Here is a 16,859-nt window from a genome sequence, read left to right on the forward strand (position 1 = left end):
TCCATTCCCCCACTGCTTTTCCGCACCGCGCAGGCCCTTATACCGCCTGATCGCGCTTGCGCCATTGACGATGACCGGCTTGGTGGGCCACATGCAAATCACGAGCGCGCCAGCGGCTGGCGTGTCCCCCGGGTACAAGGCAACACAAGCCATGACTGACATTCTCTGGACGCGCCCGCAGGCCGCCCCTGTCGCAACGCTCGTCCTGGCGCATGGCGCGGGAGCGGCGATGGACTCGCCCTTCATGAACAAGTTTGCGCAATTCGCCAGCGATGAGGGCATCGCGGTGGCGCGCTTCGAGTTCCCCTATATGGCGGAGCGTCGGGCAACCGGCAAAAAACGTCCGCCGCCGCGTGCCGACAAACTGATCGATGCCTATCTGGCGGCGATCGAAACGGTGGCCGCGAAGGCGGAAGGACCGCTTCTGATCGGTGGCAAATCGCTGGGCGGACGCGTCGCCGTCATGGCGGCGGGCGATCCCGCGCTTGATGCGGGTGTGGCCGGGGTCGTGTGCCTGGGATATCCGTTTCATCCGCCAGCCAAGCCCGAGGCAACCCGGCTTGAGCCTCTCGATACGTTGGCCCTGCCCTGCCTCATCGCCCAGGGCGAGCGCGACCCCTTTGGCAATGCGCAGGAAGTGGACGGCTACGGCCTCAAGGACGCGATCGAGGTGCTGATCATGGAAGACGGCAGCCACGACCTCGCCCCGCGCGGATCATCACCGGCCACATGGGATGGCAACCTGCGTCTTGCCGCGAAGGCCGTGCGGGAATTCGCCGCCAGGCTCGGCGCCTGAAGGCCAACCTCCCCACCCGCGATCACTCCGCTGGAGCATGGCCTGTGTCACGGGGTTTGCCGTAGATACCGCGATAGGCGGTTCGGATATCATCGGCAACCCCCAGCAACGCGGGCACGATGAACAGGATCAGCAGGGTTGCGACCGCCAGACCGAATACGATGGTGATCGCCATCGGCAGCAGGAATTTGGCCTGAACGCTCTGCTCAAACAGCAGCGGCGACAGGCCGCCAATCGTGGTGAGCGATGTCAGCAGAACCGCGCGCAAACGATCCTGCGCAGCCCCCACGGCGGCCTCGTGAATATCTTCGTCGCTCTCTCGCCGATCATTGAAGCGCGAGACGAGGATGATGGAGTTGTTGACCAGAATGCCGGCCAGCCCCAGGAGGCTGATCAGCGACAGGATCGTGAGTTTGTAACCGAAGACATAGTGGCCGACGATCGCCCCCACGATGCCAAAGGGGATGATCGACATGACAATCAGCGGCTGGGTGTAGCTGGCGAAGACCCAGGCGAGGATCAGATAGATCGCCCCCATCGCGATGATTGTGCCCAGCTTCAGATCGGCAAAGGACTCCGCCCGTTCTTCCTGACGCCCGGAGAAGCTGTAGTCCACCCCGTGACGCGCCGCGATATCGGCGATGGGCCCGGCATCGAGTTCCCGCACGATGGCCGCATTGGAGGTGACGTCATAGTCCACATCGGCGGTCACGCTGACGGTCGCCTTGCCGTCGCGACGCAAGATCGTTGAAAAACCCTGCCGGTCGGTCAGCGTAACAACCTCGCCCAGCGGCACATATTCGCCGGATGGCGCACGCAGATTGAGAGAGCGCAATGCGCCGCCGCCTTCTTCATCCGTCTGGCCCTGGCGGACCCGCAGAGTGATTTCCTCTTCCGCTTCTGCGAAACGGCGCGCGATCGCGCCTTCAAAGGCGTTGCGGATCTGCCGCCCGACGGAATTCACGGTGAACCCGAGGGCCTTGCCGCGCGCGGTCAGCTCCATGACCAGTTCCGGCTTGCCATAGGGCAGATCGTCCGCCACACCGCTGACACCGGGAAACCCGGTCAGGAGTTTCTGCACTTCCAGAGAGGCCGCCTTGAGGGAGGCGGAATCGTTGCCGCGCAACCGCACATCGATATCGCGGCCCGGAGGCCCGCCGCGGCGCTCAAAGATCGCAACGCGCTCAATGCCGGCAATGTCTGGCAGCTTCTCGCGCCATGCCTTCAGGATCTCGGGTGTGCGGATGGTGCGGATTTCGGAATCGGTGAGCTGCACGTCGATGCCCGCCACGTTGCTGCTCTGGTTGCGACCAGCTTCGCCCAACGTGACGAAGGACGCGACCACCAGATCCTGCTTGTCATCGCGGGTCAGGTCGGCCTCCGCGAGCCGCAACGCCTGCTCGATACGGGCCAGCGCGGCTACCGCTTCCTGCTCGGGAATACCGGCATTGAAGTGAACCGTGGCCCTGATGTTCTCAGCCTCAGGCGACGAGAAGAACACGAAGCCGACCCGCCCCCCGGCCACGAAGCCGCTCGCCACGATCAGTGCGCCAAGCGCGACAGAGAGCGTCACATAGCGCCAACGGAAAGCGAGCGACACGAACGTGCGAAATCCCCCGTCACGCACACGCGCAAAGCCTGCATCGAACAGCCGACGCGGCAAGGCCGGGGCTGCGTCACTGCGTGAACGCCAGCGCCTTTCCAGCCCGACGATGACAGCTTCGATCAGCCCGGCCGCGACAAAGGAAACGGCAACGGCCAGAAGATCGAAGGCGAGCACACCGAGGCGATCCTCAAGCGCGCGCGCGAAGGTGGCAAGACCGTCCAGGCTTGGCATGACTTCGATATCGGGACGCGCAGCCAGACCGATGATGAACAGCGCCATTGCGCCCGCCATGATGCCATGCCGCCACCAGTGCCAGCCGCGCCGCGCGACAGGCTTCAACGCATGGGCCAGATGCCCCGGCAGGACGCAGAAGCATTCGATGAGAGACGCAACCAGCACCGCGATGACCACCAGCGGCATGGCCGACATGATCTGGCCGATGGCGCCGCGCACAAGAAAGATCGGCGCAAAGGCTGCGACCGTCGTCAGGCTGGCGGCAATGACAGGAGCAAACATCAGGCTCGCGCCGCGTTCCGCCGCAACGAAAGCACTGTCGCCCATCGCAGCGCGCGTGGCGGTGTGTTCGCCCACCACGATGGCGTCGTCGACGATGATGCCGAGCATCATGATCAGCGCGAAGACCGACATCATGTTGATGGTCTGGCCGGACACCCACATCATTCCCAGCGTCGCCATGGTCGCCACGGGAATGCCCGCCGCCACCCACAGCGCAATGCGCGCGTTCAGGAACACGTAGAGCACGAGCACGACAATCAAGAGCCCGCTCAGTCCGTTGCTGACCAGAATGCCGATGCGGGCCTTCAGGGCGTCCGAACGGGCTTCATATTCGACGATGTTGAGGGTCGGCGGCAGCTGCGGGCGGATCTCGTCGAGATAGTCTTCCAGGATCTTTGCAGACTTCAGGCTGTCGGCAGAGGCCGGACGCTGGATGGTCAGTTCAATGGCCGGAAGCCCATTGGAGAAGCCGCGCACGGAATCCTCCTCGAACTCCGCATTCACCGTTCCCACATCGCGGATGCGAACCTTCTCGCCGGTGGCGTAGGTCTTGATATCGATGCGGCCGATATCCTGCGGGCTCGTTCCGGGCGCGATCGTGCGGATCTGCCGTTCGACGCCGCCTTGCACGTTGCCGGAGGGCAGGTCGCGCGTGTTGGCGGCGACACGCTCCGCCACATCGGCAACGCTCATGCCGAGGCGACGCAGCTCCCGCTCCGGGATCCGGGCCACATATTCCTGCGCGCGCAGACCGTTGAAGGATACGCGGTCAATACCGCGGTCGATCAGATCGTCACGGATCTTGCGAGCAAACTCGATAAGGGAGCGTTCGGGAAAATCGCCGGAAATGGCGATGCGGGCGACCCGGTCGTACCATTGGCGGTAGCTGACTGTGGGGGTCTCGGAATCTTCCGGCAAGGTCGTGACCGCCTTGACGGCCTGTTCCACGTCGGAGAGCGCCTTGGACATCACCGCGCCTTCGACGAATTCGATCTGGATACTGCCCACGCCCTCGCGGGCATAGGAAACGACCTCATCCACGCCGTCGATGTAGCGCACTTCGGGCTCGATTGCCTGAAGGATGTTGCCTTCCACGTCCTCCGCGCTGGCGCCGGGCCATTTCACGGAGATGGAGATATTGTTGCTTTCAATGGTGGGAAAGAACTGGGTATTGAGCTGTACGAGACCGTAAATCCCGAACAGGACAAGCATCGCCATCACAAGATTGGCGGCATTGGGGTGGCGCACGAAGAAGCTGGCCAGGCCGTTGATCCGATCGAGCCGGTTCACGGGCGCGCTCCTTCGGATGAAGCCGCAGCCGGCGGCTTGCCCGGCGGCCCCGGCCCAGCGGTCGTCTGACCTTCCTCGCGCACGAGCAGGCCATTGCCGATCTGGGAAATCTGGGTCTGCAATATGCGTTCGCCGTCGGCGATATCGCCCTGCACGATGACATCGCTGCCCTCATAGGCGATGACGTTCACATCGCGCCGTTCCAGCCGATTGTCGATAACGGCATAGACATGTCTGCCGCCGTAGATCGCGGTTTCAGGAAGGCGCACGGCCTGCTGATAAAGCCTGTCCGGGATTCTGAGCTCCACGAATGCGCCCGGCCTCAGCGGGACTTCGGTGTCTCCTGCCTCGATCCGGGCAAAAACATCCACACCGCCGCGCTCGGAGGCCACATCCGCGCCGACGCGCACGATTTGCCCCGTGAAGGTCACGGGCTCATTGCCGATGTACCAGATCACCTCCACCTTTCGCCCGAAGAGCTTTCCCGCCTCGTCCAGCAGCCGACCGTACTGGTTGTCGGAAAGGGTGAAACGAGCTTCCAGCGCGTTGCGATCGTAAAGGACAGCCACCACGTCGTTGACATTGACAAGACGCCCGACCTCAGCCCCTTCGGTGCGCACGACCGCATCGAAGGGCGCGGCGAGCGTGGTGTCTGCAAGCGCCTGTTCGGCTTCCTGGAGCTTCCATTCAAGACGCGCGATCGTCGCCTTCTGCTGTTCCACCCGCGCTTCTTCGACTGCAAGCGCGGAGCGACGCTGATCAAGCTGCTGGCGACGCTGGCTGACGATCAGCCCACGATCGTCGATGGTGCGTTCGGTGGCGGAGCCGCGCGCCAGAAGCTGCTGTCCGCGCTCCAGATCGCGCTCGGCGAAGCTGAGTTGTTCCTGTGCGAATTCCACATTCGCGCGTTCAAGCGTGACGCCGCCTTCCAACTCGATCAGACGGGCGCGCGCCTCGGCCAGATTGGCCCTCGCCTCAACCAGAGCCCCCTCATAGGCGAAGCGGTCGATCTCCACGAGGCTGTCCCCCGCATCCACCGGGGCGCCTGCCTGAAGATTGTCACTGACGTTGACGATCTTGCCGGCGACAAGCGCGCGCAATTCCACGGTGCGGGCGGCGACGATCTCACCATAAAGAGAGATGATCGGGCGCTGGTCCCCGACGGAGGCTTCGACCGAGCGCACCACATAGACCTGCTCGCGTTCGGGACGGGAGGGTATGGGTTTGCGCGTTTCCACGAGATGGAAATAGGTGTAGACGGCACCGACAAGGATCACGGCGGCGATCACGACCTGCGCCAGCGCCCGCGTTGCGGTCAAAGTCGAGAAGCGCCGCGGCGGATCATCAGGAGCGCCGTCACCCGCGCGGGCCTGATCCTGTCGCGTCGCGGAGGAACCGGACGTCGGCGCCCCGGTTTCGGTGTCGATCGTCTTCAGCAACGGCGTATTTCTCCAAGCCCGACCATCGGCCGGTTCTCCGTCGGCAGTTTGCCGGACGGGGCTCTGATCCCATAGGCGCAATAATGCACTGAAATCAGGTCGCCTTGGATTAAATTTCCGTAAGAGGAACCTCAGACATCAGTCCGGGCCCGCCGCCTTTCCGCTCTCAGTCGAAATCGGCGGGATCGAAATGATAGGTGGTGTTACAGAATTCGCAGGTTACCTCGATCTGATTGCCCACCGTCATGTGGTCGCGATCATCGGCAGAAAAGCCGCGCAACATGTCGCTCACGCGCTCTCGCGAGCAGCGGCAACGGTCATGCAACGGCTGCGGATCGAAGACACGAACACCGCGTTCGTGGAACAGGCTGAAGAGAATACGCTCAGCGGCCATGTCGGGATCGGTCAGTTCCACATCCTTGACGGTGTCAACCAGCGCCTGAGCTTCCACCCATGCGTCGTCCTCGTCGCCCATTTCCGGCAGATCGATGTCGTCGGGAGCATCGCCGGGGTGAAGATCCGGCTTGCGCATCCGTTCCGGGCTTTCCGGCAGGAACTGGACGATCAAACCGCCCGCGCGCCAGGACTGGCTCGGCTTTTCTCCCGGCTGACGCTCCAGCACCTCGGCAACCGCAAGACGCACCCGGGTCGGGATCTGTTCCGACTGGGCAAAATAGCGGTGCGCGACATCTTCCAGCGTTCCGCCATCCAGCGCGACGACGCCCTGATAGCGGCTCATGTGCTGGCCCTGATCGATGGTCATGGCAAGCGTGCCCCGCCCGAGCAGATCGGTCGAGGACGTACGCTGTGCGGCCACGGCCTCGTCGATGGCCTCAGTCTTGAACTGGGCACAGGCGCGGATGCGGTCGGGGGTCTCGAAATCGACCACCAGCATGGAGACGGGACCATCGGTCTGCGTCTGCAGGATGAAGCGGCCTTCGAATTTCAGCGACGTTCCGAGCAGGGCCGTGAGCACGATCGCCTCACCGAGAAGACGGGACACCGGCTCGGGATAGTTATGCCGCTGAAGGATGGCGTCGAGCGTCTTGCCGAGATAGACAACGCGCCCGCGCACATCGAGCGGCTCCACGGCGAAGGGCAGCACCGCATCGTCGCCGGCCAGTTCCACCGGGCCCGCTTCTGTTACCGCCTGCGTCTCATCGCTCATGACTGCGCCATAGCTCCCATGCACCATGCCATGATGCCCTTCTGGGCGTGGAGGCGGTTTTCCGCCTCGTCGAAGACCACCGACTGCGGACCGTCCATGACCTCGGAAGTCACTTCCTCGCCGCGGTGGGCTGGCAGGCAATGCATAAAGATCGCATCGCTCTTGGCCTTCGCCATGAGCGCGTTATTGACCTGGAAGGACTTGAGCAGATTGTGACGATACTGCTCTTCCTCATCGCCCATCGACACCCAGCAATCGGTGATGATGCAATCGGCATCCTCCACCGCTTCCTCGGCCGCGTTGGTCAACATGATGTTGGCGCCAGCGGACCGGATCCTGTCCACCTTCGCCATGTCAGGGGCGAGTTCCGGCGGAGTCGCGACGCGCAGCTCGAAGTCGAAACGCTCGGCGGCCTCCATCCAGGAATGAAGCACGTTGTTGCTGTCGCCAACCCACGCGATGCGGCGACCCGCGATGGATCCCTTGTGCTCCTCGTAGGTCATCAGATCCGCCATGATCTGGCAGGGATGCGAGTTCTTTGTCAGCCCGTTGATCACAGGCACGGTCGCATATTCCGCCAGCTCCAGCAGGTCCTCATGGCTGAGAATGCGGATCATGATCATGTCCACGAACCGCGACAGCACACGCGCCGTGTCGGGAATGCTCTCGCCACGGCCCAGCTGCATCTCATGGCCCGTCAGCATGAGCGGCTCGCCGCCCAGCTCGCGGATACCCACATCAAAGGAGATGCGTGTACGCGTGGAGGGCTGCTCGAAGATCATGGCCAGCACCTTGCCCGCCAGCGGACCTTCGCCGCGTCGTACGCCGTTGCGCGCGCCCTTGATCCTGCGCGCTTCCGCCAGAATTGCCTTGAGCTCGGTCGCCGGGACCTCGCTCAGATCGAGAAAGTCGCGTGTACCTGCATTCTTTTTCACGCGCTCGCCCCCTTCATCATCGCGTCCTTGACAGACATCGCCGCCGCATCCAAGCGCTCCACGGCCATGTCGATTTCTTCTTCCGTCGCCGTCAAAGGCGGCAGCAGGCGCATGACATTGTCGCCCGCCGGCACGGTGAGAATGCCGTGATTGCGCCCGCTGGCGACAACCTCGCCCACCGGTGCCTTGCACTTGATGCCGAGCATCAAACCTTCTCCGCGCACCATATCGAACACGTCCGGGTTGCTGTCGACCACGGAAGCGAGCTTCTGCTTCAGCAAAATCCCCTTGCGCGCCACGTCCTCGATGAAGCCATCGTCCAGCACGATGTCGAGCACGGCATTGCCCACAGCCATGGCCAACATGTTGCCGCCATAGGTCGTGCCGTGGGTGCCGGGGACCATTCCGGCCGCCGCTTCTTCGGTCGCCAGACATGCCCCCATCGGGAAGCCACCGCCGATGCCCTTGGCAACGCCCATGATATCGGGGGCGACGCCAGACCATTCATGGGCGAAGAACTTGCCCGTACGGCCAACGCCCGTCTGCACCTCGTCATAGATGAGAAGCAGACCGTGGGCATCACACAAGGCGCGCAGACCACGCAGGAATTCATGCGGGACGGGGCGAATGCCGCCCTCGCCCTGGATCGGCTCGATCAGGATCGCCGCGGTCGTGTCGTTGATGGCCGCCTTCACCGCGTCCAGATCGCCAAAGGGAACCTGATCAAAGCCTGCCGCCTTGGGGCCGAAGCCTTCCAGGTATTTGGCCTGACCGCCCGCCGCGATGGTGGCGATGGTGCGGCCGTGGAAGGCGCCTTCGAAAGTGATCACGCCGAAACGCTCGGGCGCCCCTTTGGTATACTGGTAGCGCCGTGCCGTCTTGATGCAGGCCTCCATGGCTTCCGCACCCGAATTGGTGAAGAAGACACGGTCCGCGAACGTTGCCGCGCAAAGGCGCTCGGCCAGGCGCTCCTGACCGGGTGCGGCATAAATATTGGAGACGTGCCACAGTTTCGCCGCCTGTTCCTGCAGAACAGAGGTCAGGTGCGGATGGCAATGGCCAAGGGAGTTGACCGCGATGCCGGCGGCGAAGTCGAGAAATCGTCGCCCGTCAGCCGTCTCAAGCCAGCTGCCTTCGCCTTTGACGAAAGCCAGATTACTACGTGCATAGGTTCCAAAGAGAGACGACGAACTCATCATCCGATCCCCAGTCAAACAGGGCCAGAAACAAAGCGTGCCGCCAATGTGGCGGCACGGCTGCGAAGGACCTATATACACCGCCAGCGCCCGATAGTGTCAATGCAAAGCTTGACCGGATAAATTGCTCTGAAACCGGGCATAACTGCCTCAGCTTAACTGGGGAAAACCGAGGTTATCCGCCGTTTTTGCATGAGGCAGGGTTGCGACGGCTTTCCGCCATATTGTACTCTGCGGGCACTCAGACACGACATCTCGTGTGGCGGACCGAGTTCGTAACCAATCTGTTAAATCTGGCAGGCGTCATCCGGCGGCTGAAGACTGAGTATATCCGTTGAGAAGCGGCTATTCGGCGGAGTTGTTATCAAATGTCCTGGACAACCGAACGCGTTGATCTTCTGAAGAGGCTTTGGTCAGAAGGTCTGAGCGCAAGTCAAATTGCCACCGAACTTGGTGGCGTTACTCGTAATGCTGTAATCGGCAAGGTGCACCGGCTTGGACTCTCCGGCCGTGCGAAAACCGCCAGCGCCCCTGCAAAGCCGCGACGCACCCGTCCTGCGGCATCTGCGCCCACCACCCGGCCTGCGGCCCCGCCCGCAGCCCCGCGTACGGTTGGCGCGACGGCGCTGAAGGCGGAAGCGGCACCCGTTGCCGTGGTCGCGGCCCAGCCTGCCCCGGTGGCCGAGCTGGTGATCCCCGAAGAACAGCGTGCCACGATCCTTCAGCTCAACGAGCGGACCTGCAAATGGCCCATCGGCGATCCGAGCCGCGAGGATTTCTATTTCTGCGGTCGCAATTCGGAGCCGGGCGTCCCCTACTGCCCGCACCATTGCCGCATCGCCTACCAGCCCATGAACGACCGCAAGCGCGGCGGGCAGCGGGCTCGGGGCTGATCGCGAGACCGGGCGACCTGCCCTCATGCGGGCCGGTCAAACGAAAATTGGCTTCCCCATCACGCATGTGACGGACAAGCCCTGATCTACAGAGAAACGGCCGCTTCCAAAGCGGCCGTTTTCTTGTATTTCAGATCTGCAATACGGGATCTACGCGCGAACGCGCGGCGTCGTTCGCGGCCTCAGGCTGCCGCGAACTGGTCATTGAAGGCATAACCGGAGCCGCGCACGGTGCGGATCGGATCCTTCGCCTTGCCGCGATTGATCGCCTTGCGCAGACGACCGACATGAACATCGACGGTGCGCTCGTCGACATAGACATCATGGCCCCAGACCCCGTCGAGCAACTGCTCGCGCGAGAAGACGCGGCCTGGCGCCTGCATCAGAAACTCCAGAAGGCGGAATTCCGTCGGCCCCAGATGAATCTCGCGGCCCGAGCGATAGACCCGGCGGGTTTCGCGATCGAGCTCGATGTCACCGGAGCGCAATTGCGAGGACACCACCTCCGGTTTGGAGCGGCGCAGGATCGCCGCCACGCGGGCCACCAGTTCGGGGATCGAGAAGGGTTTCACGACATAATCGTCAGCTCCGGTGGAGAGACCGCGAATGCGCTCCGCCTCTTCGCCGCGCGCTGTCAGCAGGATGATCGGCAGGCGGTCGGTCTCCTCGCGTGCACGCAGGCGCCGACACAACTCGATGCCGGAAAGCCCCGGCAGCATCCAGTCCAGCAACAGAAGATCCGGCTGCGACTCGCGCAGCAAGATCTCGGCGTCGTCGCCCCTTGCACAGGTCTCGACCACGTAGCCTTCCGCTTCCAGATTGTATTGCAGAAGCAGCCTGAGCGGTTCCTCATCCTCTACGACAAGAACCTTCGCCATTCCTTAGGTCTCCAGCCTCATTCCAGTCTGCGCGTCGAGATCAGCTCTCGCCGTCATCAGCGGAGTATTCCGTCTCGTCGGCACGCGGGCGCTCGTCCGTGAGCTGCTCGCCGGTGATCATGTAGTGGATGTTTTCCGCGATATTGGTCGCGTGGTCGCCGATACGCTCAATGTTCTTGGCACAGAACAGAAGATGCGCGCACATGGAGATATTGCGCGGATCCTCCATCATATAGGTGAGCAACTCGCGGAACAGGGAAGTGTAGAGCCGATCGATCTCCTCGTCGCGCTCACGCACGTTGCGGGCTTCCTCGGCATTGCTCTGCGTGTAGGCATCCAGAACAGTCTTGAGCTGCTGCATGGCCAGTTCCGCCATGTGCTCCACACCAATGACAAGCTTCTTGGAATGAAACTCGCCATTGATGGCGATGACGCGCTTTGCGATGTTCTTGGCGAGATCGCCGACGCGTTCCAGCTCGTTGCAGGTGCGCATGGCCGCCACGATCTGGCGCAGATCGCCTGCCATCGGCTGGCGGCGTGCGATCATCAGGACGGACTTGTCCTCGATCTCGAACTGCAAGGCGTCGAGACGACGGTCAGCGAGAACGACAGACTGCGCAAGCTCGGTGTCCAGACGCGTCAAGGACACGATGGAGTCGTTGACGATGGTCTCCGCGAGACCGCCCATTTCCGCAATCCGGCTCGCCAGTTGCCGCAGTTCCTGATCAAATGCGCTTACGATATGCTCTGCCATGCCTTTTCCCTCTTTTCCTGCGCCATTCGGCGGTCGGGGATTACCCGAAGCGTCCCGTGATGTAATCCTGGGTCCGCTTGTCCTTGGGACTGGTGAAGATCGTGTCCGTCGCCCCTTCCTCGACCAGCTTGCCGAGGTGGAAGAAAGCGGTGCGCTGCGAAACGCGCGCGGCCTGCTGCATGGAATGCGTGACGATCACGATCGTGTAGTTCTCGCGCAGCTCGTCGATCAGTTCTTCCACACGGGCGGTGGCAATGGGATCGAGGGCGGAGCACGGCTCGTCCATCAGGATCACTTCCGGACTAACGGCGATGGCGCGCGCGATGCACAGACGCTGCTGCTGGCCACCGGAAAGACCGGTGCCGGGCTCGTTGAGCCGATCCTTGACCTCCTCGTAAAGCCCTGCCTTCTGGAGGCTGGTCACCACGATTTCTTCCATGTCGGTCTTGTTCTTTGCAAGACCGTGAATACGCGGGCCGTAGGCGATGTTCTCGAAGATCGACTTGGGGAACGGGTTGGGCTTCTGGAACACCATGCCGACGCTTGCCCGCAGCTCCACCACATCCACCTTCGGATCGTAGATATCCGCGCCCTGAAGCGTGATCTCGCCGGAGACACGACAGCCGTCAATGGTGTCATTCATGCGGTTGAGGCAGCGCAGGAATGTGGACTTGCCGCAACCCGAAGGGCCGATCAGTGCCGTCACCTCGTTGGCGGCCACATCAAGGTCCACCTCAAACAACGCCTGCTTTTCTCCGTAGAAAACGCAGACCTTGTTGGCGCGCATCATGATCGGATTGCTGGGAACCGGCGCATCGCCGGTCAAGCCGTCCGTCATTTCCATTGCATCGCTCATTTTTCAATTCCCTTCAGCGTTATCGCCGCCTGGCCTGATGCCCCAAAGCCGGCATGACGCGCCTGTTCTGTCCGCAATGCGATATTCGCTGTGCGCTTACCAGCGCCGCTCGAACTTGCGCCGCAGAATGATCGCAGTGATGTTCATGACTGCCAGGAACATCAGCAGAATGATGATGGCACCCGAAGTGCGCTCCACAAAGGCACGCTCCGCCTCGTTCGCCCACATGTAGATCTGCACGGGCAGCGCGGTTGCCGGATCCATCGGCGTTGCCGGGAAGTCGGCGACGAAGGCGACCATGCCGATCAGCAGGAGCGGTGCGGTTTCCCCCAGTGCCTGCGCCAGACCGATGATCGTTCCGGTCAGGATACCGGGGGCGGCCAGAGGCAGCACGTGGTGGAAGACCATCTGCATCTTGGAAGCGCCGATACCCAACGCCGCGGAGCGGATGGAAGGCGGCACCGCCTTCAGCGCCGCGCGGGTGGAGATGATGATCGTCGGCAGGGTCATCAGCGTCAGGACAAGACCGCCAACCAGCGACGCGGACCGCGGCAGCCCGGCGAAGTTGATGAAGACCGCCAGCCCCAACAGGCCGAAGACGATGGACGGCACAGCCGCCAGATTGTTGATGTTGACCTCGATGAGATCGGTCCAGCGGTTCTTCGGCGCGAATTCCTCCAGATAGATGGACGCCGCCACGCCGATGGGAAGCGCCAGCGCCAGCACGATCAGCATCATGTACATGGAGCCGATCATCGCCACGCCCATGCCCGCCATTTCCGGGCGGCTGGAGGCGCCATTGAAGAAGATGCCGGTATTGAACCGCTTCTCCAGCGCGCCGCTCGCAGCGAGCGTTTTCATCCACTCAACCTGGCGATCGTTCACCTTGCGGCGGCTCTCGTCGACGGAAAGATCGATCTGCCCCTTGAAAGCGCTGTCGACGTCGGCGGCCGCCAGCACCCAGACCGGACGGGTCTGTCCGATCAGGGAGGGGTCGGCCAGAACCATGTCGCGGAGCTGCGTACGCACACCGCCGGAAATCATGCCGGAGAGGTCCTTGCGCAACTTGCGGTCGGACGGATCGAGCCCCAGAGCTTCGGTAAGCGCGCCAGTGGCGAGAACCGGATAGTTCGCCATCATGAGCACACGCTCGTTGCGCGCCGCCTGTCCACGCGGATCGATCACGTTCTTGTCGAAGGTGATGTTGAGCTGGATCTCGGTCTGCTGGAAGGCCGTGTAGCCCTTGGAAACGACAGAGGACAACAGCAGCGCAAGGAACAGCAGGCCCAACAGCACCGCGCCAAGACCATAGATCTTGAACCGGCGTTCGGCACGATAGCGCCGCTTGATCCCGATATCGCGCCAGACGCGCTGGCCTTTTCCTTGCGAAGTCGTCATCGCGTCTTTTGTCTTCTTTTCCGCAGGAACGGGTCCGCTAACGGTCAGGTCCGTCATTCGTACTGCTCCCGGTATTTGCGCACGATATAGAGCGCGTAGATGTTCAGCCCGAGCGTGATGAAGAACAGCGTCAGGCCCAGTGCGAAGGCGACCAGCGTCTGCGGCGTATTGAACTCAAGATCGCCCGTAAGCTGGTTGACGATCTTGACCGTCACAGTGGTCATCGGTTCAAAGGGATTGATGGTCAGGCGCGCGGCCACACCAGCCGCCAAAACCACGATCATGGTTTCGCCGATGGCGCGCGACGCGGTCAGCAGCAGCGCACCGACGATGCCCGGAAGTGCGGCCGGCAGGATCACCCGCTTCATCGTTTCCGAGCGTGTGGCACCGAGACCGAGCGAACCGTCGCGTAGCGACCGCGGAACGGCTGTGATGATGTCATCCGACAGCGAGGACACGAAGGGGATCAACATGATGCCCATGACGAAGCCCGCCGTCAGCACGCTCTGCGCCTGAATGAACGGGGTTCCCGTGTCCGCAAACATGCCGTCAATGGCCAGCGACAGGTCGCGCAGCATCGGCCCGACCGTCACCATGGCGAAGAAGCCGTAGACGATGGTTGGGATGCCCGCCAGAACCTCGATCAGCGGCTTGGCTGCGGAGCGGAATTTCGATCCGGCATATTCCGCCAGATAGATCGCCGCGAAGAGCCCGATCGGCACCGCGAACAGCATGGCGACAAAAGCGATGTAGAGCGTGCCAGCCAGAAGCGGGATCAGGCCGAACTGGCCGTCGCTGGAGGTGGTACCGACGGTCGCGGCAAAGCGCGGGTCCCAGACCGTGCCAAAAAAGAACTCAAGCGGCGGCACCGATCGGAAGAAATGGACGGTTTCCGACAGCATCGACAGCACGATGCCGATAGTTGTCAGGATCGCGATCGCGGACGCGCCAACCAGGGCAACCATGATCGCCCGCTCGACGGAGTTGCGTGCGCGCACCGCAGGCTGGATGCGCCACAGGGCGAAGACCAGTCCCAGTATGGCAAGGGCGAGCACGGCGGCGCTCATCCAATTGCGGCTGGCGTCATTCCAGTCGTTCAGATGGATGGCCGCATCCAGCATGAAGGGCTCGCCGGCGCCTGCAAGCGGCACGCCCTTGTTGCCAAGGGCTTCGCGCAGCGTGGAGAAGTCGGAAAGAACGGCCTGGTATTCGGCTCCGTCGAGACGGCGCAGCCCCGAGGCAATGGATGTCACCATGCTCATGGCGAGACCATCAGAGACGGACATCTCGGTGTCAGCCGGATCCGGGAAGCCCTCCCGCACCGCTTCATCGATCGCCAGTGGGCTGATGATGAGCCAGCAGGCCAACAGGATTGTGGACGGTACAACCGTCCATAGAAGCGCGAAGACGCCATAGTAGCCTTCGCGGGAATGCAGTCTTTCGCCGCTTGCGGCGGCACGCCTCTTGGCGGTGGCGATGCCCAGCCCATAGGCCAGGATCGCAAGGACCAGAATGATCAGAAGAATGGTCGAGGTGCTCATTCCGATTCCACTTGGACCGTTCGGACCGGCTCCACCGGAGCTGCCCGGATATTGAAAGGCGTGGCGGCGCGAGCGCCGGACGAGTGTCTTGCAGAGGACGAACAATATGCAGACGAAGAGGCGCGGCGAATGTCGCCGCGCCTCCCGTTGGGAAAGACCTTAGAGGGTCTTGCCAGATTCGAAGCCTTCGCGCACGGCGTCGCGCTCGGCGTCCGGCGCCGGAACGAGACCGTAGTCGGCGAGCGGGCTGTCCGGACCGACCATCTGGTCGGAGATGAAGAACTCCACGTATTCCTTCAGGCCCGGGATCACGCCGAGGTGGGCCTTCTTGACGTAGAACTGCAGCGGACGGGAGACCGGGTACTCGCCCTTGGCGATGGATTCCACCGTCGGCGTGACGCCGCTCATGGTGGCGACCTTCAGCTTGTCAGCGTTGTTCTCGTAGAAGGACAGGCCGAACACGCCGATGCCCTGCTTGTTGGCATCGATACGGGCGAGCGTTTCGGTGTAATCGCCATCGATGTCGACCGCGGAACCGTCCTTGCGGACAGCCATGCAATCCTTGCCGGCGGCCTTCTTGTCCATGCCGGCGGCGATGCGTGCTTCCAGATCGCCAGCGGCTTCACAGCCAGCCTTCAGAACCTTCTCTTCGAAGACTTCGCGGGTACCGTGCTTCTCGCCAGGGATATAAGCGGCGATGGTCCAGGCCGGGAAGTCCGGGTTCACTTCGTTCCAGGTCTTGTAGGGGTTATCGACCAGCTTGCCGTCGACGACGACCTTGGCGGCCAGACCCTTGTACATGTCGACCGGCTCCAGCGCGAAGTCTGGGCCGTTGATGTCGGAGGCGAAGACGATGCCGTCATAGCCGATGCGGATTTCCTGGATCTCGGTGACGCCAGCGGCCTTACAGGCCTCGACTTCGCTGTCCTTGATGCGACGCGAGGCATTGGCGATGTCGATGGTGTTCGGGCCGACGCCCTTGCAGAATTCCTTCAGACCAGCGGAAGAACCGCCGGACTCGACAACCGGGGTTTTGAAGTCGGGGAAGACCTCGCCGAAGTTCTCGGCAACGATCTTGGCATAGGGGAGAACCGTCGAGGAACCGGCGATCTGGACCTGGTCACGGGCCTGCGCACCTGTGGCGGCGAGAATGAGCGCGCCTGCGGCAACGCTAGCAAGACGGATGGATTTCACGGGTCTTCTCCATGGTTTTAAAGCGGTGAGACGTTTGCTCTCAATGTCAGGAAGCCTGCCGAACGGGTCCGGCGCCAAGGGGCGCCGTTCCTGTCGTCGCGGGGCCTTCCCATCCGTGGACGGCCTCGTTGATATGTCCGCGATATAACGTTGTGATGACGTTGTTTCGCATTTGAATTCCTTCAGCATTTCTCGCCGATGCGACGTGGTGTCGAAAGCCGTACGGCCTGCCCTTTTGGACAGACCGGAACAGACCTGCGAACGCCCGCCCCTGCTGTTCAAGCCCCCCGTTCTCCGGACCGACGTCGGTCCCGGGCTAGGCTCCAGTCCTTGCGTTCGCAAAGTCGATTTGGCGCGAACACAAACATCAGCACTTCACGCTTCAGACGCCTGACATTC

At 62.5% G+C, this 16,859-nt stretch carries 13 protein-coding genes; 2 read left to right on the forward strand and 11 right to left on the reverse strand.

The window, feature by feature from the left end; all coding sequences use genetic code 11:
• Positions 1-151 precede the first annotated feature (151 nt).
• Positions 152-796, forward strand: coding sequence for an alpha/beta family hydrolase (locus tag ABGM93_RS09775; RefSeq protein ID WP_321499070.1), 645 nt, complete (start codon positions 152-154; stop codon positions 794-796).
• 22 nt (positions 797-818) lie between these two features.
• Here the strand turns inward: ABGM93_RS09775 and ABGM93_RS09780 are convergent, their stop codons facing one another.
• The 5 genes from ABGM93_RS09780 to ABGM93_RS09800 form a co-directional block, all read right to left on the reverse strand.
• Entirely contained in the window at positions 819-4,208 is a 3,390-nt protein-coding gene (locus tag ABGM93_RS09780; RefSeq protein WP_321499071.1) for an efflux RND transporter permease subunit, read from the reverse strand.
• Positions 4,205-5,647 carry an efflux RND transporter periplasmic adaptor subunit gene (locus ABGM93_RS09785; RefSeq protein ID WP_321499072.1) on the reverse strand — a complete coding sequence of 481 codons (1,443 nt, stop codon included), beginning with the start codon at positions 5,645-5,647 and terminating at the stop codon, positions 4,205-4,207. Before ABGM93_RS09785 ends, ABGM93_RS09780 begins: the two co-directional genes overlap by 4 nt.
• Before the next feature lie 166 nt (positions 5,648-5,813).
• Positions 5,814-6,815, reverse strand: a complete 1,002-nt coding sequence (locus tag ABGM93_RS09790) for an Hsp33 family molecular chaperone (RefSeq protein WP_321499073.1) — start codon at positions 6,813-6,815, stop codon at positions 5,814-5,816.
• The gene (gene argF / locus ABGM93_RS09795; protein WP_321499074.1) at positions 6,812-7,750 is read right to left on the reverse strand and encodes an ornithine carbamoyltransferase; all 939 of its coding nucleotides are present in this window, start codon (positions 7,748-7,750) and stop codon (positions 6,812-6,814) included. Before argF ends, ABGM93_RS09790 begins: the two co-directional genes overlap by 4 nt.
• Positions 7,747-8,946, reverse strand: a complete 1,200-nt coding sequence (locus tag ABGM93_RS09800; protein WP_321499075.1) for an aspartate aminotransferase family protein — start codon at positions 8,944-8,946, stop codon at positions 7,747-7,749. Before ABGM93_RS09800 ends, argF begins: the two co-directional genes overlap by 4 nt.
• 368 nt (positions 8,947-9,314) lie before the next feature.
• Between ABGM93_RS09800 and ABGM93_RS09805 the strand changes: the two genes are divergently transcribed.
• The gene (locus tag ABGM93_RS09805) at positions 9,315-9,839 is read left to right on the forward strand and encodes a GcrA family cell cycle regulator (RefSeq protein ID WP_319772294.1); all 525 of its coding nucleotides are present in this window, start codon (positions 9,315-9,317) and stop codon (positions 9,837-9,839) included.
• Between the two features lie 182 nt (positions 9,840-10,021).
• Here ABGM93_RS09805 and phoB read toward each other — a convergent pair whose 3' ends face one another.
• From phoB to ABGM93_RS09835, 6 genes are all read right to left on the reverse strand, one after another.
• On the reverse strand, positions 10,022-10,717 hold the full coding sequence (gene phoB, locus ABGM93_RS09810; RefSeq protein WP_321499076.1) for a phosphate regulon transcriptional regulator PhoB: 696 nt from the start codon (positions 10,715-10,717) through the stop codon (positions 10,022-10,024).
• Positions 10,718-10,757: 40 nt separating this feature from the next.
• Positions 10,758-11,471 carry a phosphate signaling complex protein PhoU gene (gene phoU, locus ABGM93_RS09815; RefSeq protein WP_321499077.1) on the reverse strand — a complete coding sequence of 238 codons (714 nt, stop codon included), beginning with the start codon at positions 11,469-11,471 and terminating at the stop codon, positions 10,758-10,760.
• A gap of 40 nt (positions 11,472-11,511) precedes the next feature.
• Complete coding sequence (gene pstB, locus ABGM93_RS09820; protein ID WP_321338645.1) at positions 11,512-12,327, reverse strand: phosphate ABC transporter ATP-binding protein PstB; 816 nt, start codon at positions 12,325-12,327, stop codon at positions 11,512-11,514.
• 96 nt (positions 12,328-12,423) lie between these two features.
• The gene (gene pstA, locus ABGM93_RS09825) at positions 12,424-13,725 is read right to left on the reverse strand and encodes a phosphate ABC transporter permease PstA (RefSeq protein WP_321505814.1); all 1,302 of its coding nucleotides are present in this window, start codon (positions 13,723-13,725) and stop codon (positions 12,424-12,426) included.
• Between the two features lie 53 nt (positions 13,726-13,778).
• Positions 13,779-15,266 carry a phosphate ABC transporter permease subunit PstC gene (gene pstC / locus ABGM93_RS09830; protein ID WP_321499078.1) on the reverse strand — a complete coding sequence of 496 codons (1,488 nt, stop codon included), beginning with the start codon at positions 15,264-15,266 and terminating at the stop codon, positions 13,779-13,781.
• 159 nt (positions 15,267-15,425) lie between these two features.
• Positions 15,426-16,451, reverse strand: coding sequence for a substrate-binding domain-containing protein (locus ABGM93_RS09835; protein ID WP_321505816.1), 1,026 nt, complete (start codon positions 16,449-16,451; stop codon positions 15,426-15,428).
• Positions 16,452-16,859 lie beyond the last annotated feature (408 nt).

This window comes from Breoghania sp., assembly GCF_963674635.1.
Lineage (GTDB): Bacteria > Pseudomonadota > Alphaproteobacteria > Rhizobiales > Stappiaceae > Breoghania.

Coding starts and splice junctions, on each gene's coding strand:
- ABGM93_RS09775 (WP_321499070.1), top strand. CDS start 152: ATGACTGACATTCTCTGGACGCGCCCGCAGGCCGCCCCTGTCGCAACG.
- ABGM93_RS09790 (WP_321499073.1), bottom strand. CDS start 6,815: ATGAGCGATGAGACGCAGGCGGTAACAGAAGCGGGCCCGGTGGAACTG.
- ABGM93_RS09800 (WP_321499075.1), bottom strand. CDS start 8,946: ATGAGTTCGTCGTCTCTCTTTGGAACCTATGCACGTAGTAATCTGGCT.
- ABGM93_RS09805 (WP_319772294.1), top strand. CDS start 9,315: ATGTCCTGGACAACCGAACGCGTTGATCTTCTGAAGAGGCTTTGGTCA.
- phoB (WP_321499076.1), bottom strand. CDS start 10,717: ATGGCGAAGGTTCTTGTCGTAGAGGATGAGGAACCGCTCAGGCTGCTT.
- phoU (WP_321499077.1), bottom strand. CDS start 11,471: ATGGCAGAGCATATCGTAAGCGCATTTGATCAGGAACTGCGGCAACTG.
- pstB (WP_321338645.1), bottom strand. CDS start 12,327: ATGAGCGATGCAATGGAAATGACGGACGGCTTGACCGGCGATGCGCCG.
- pstA (WP_321505814.1), bottom strand. CDS start 13,725: ATGACGACTTCGCAAGGAAAAGGCCAGCGCGTCTGGCGCGATATCGGG.
- pstC (WP_321499078.1), bottom strand. CDS start 15,266: ATGAGCACCTCGACCATTCTTCTGATCATTCTGGTCCTTGCGATCCTG.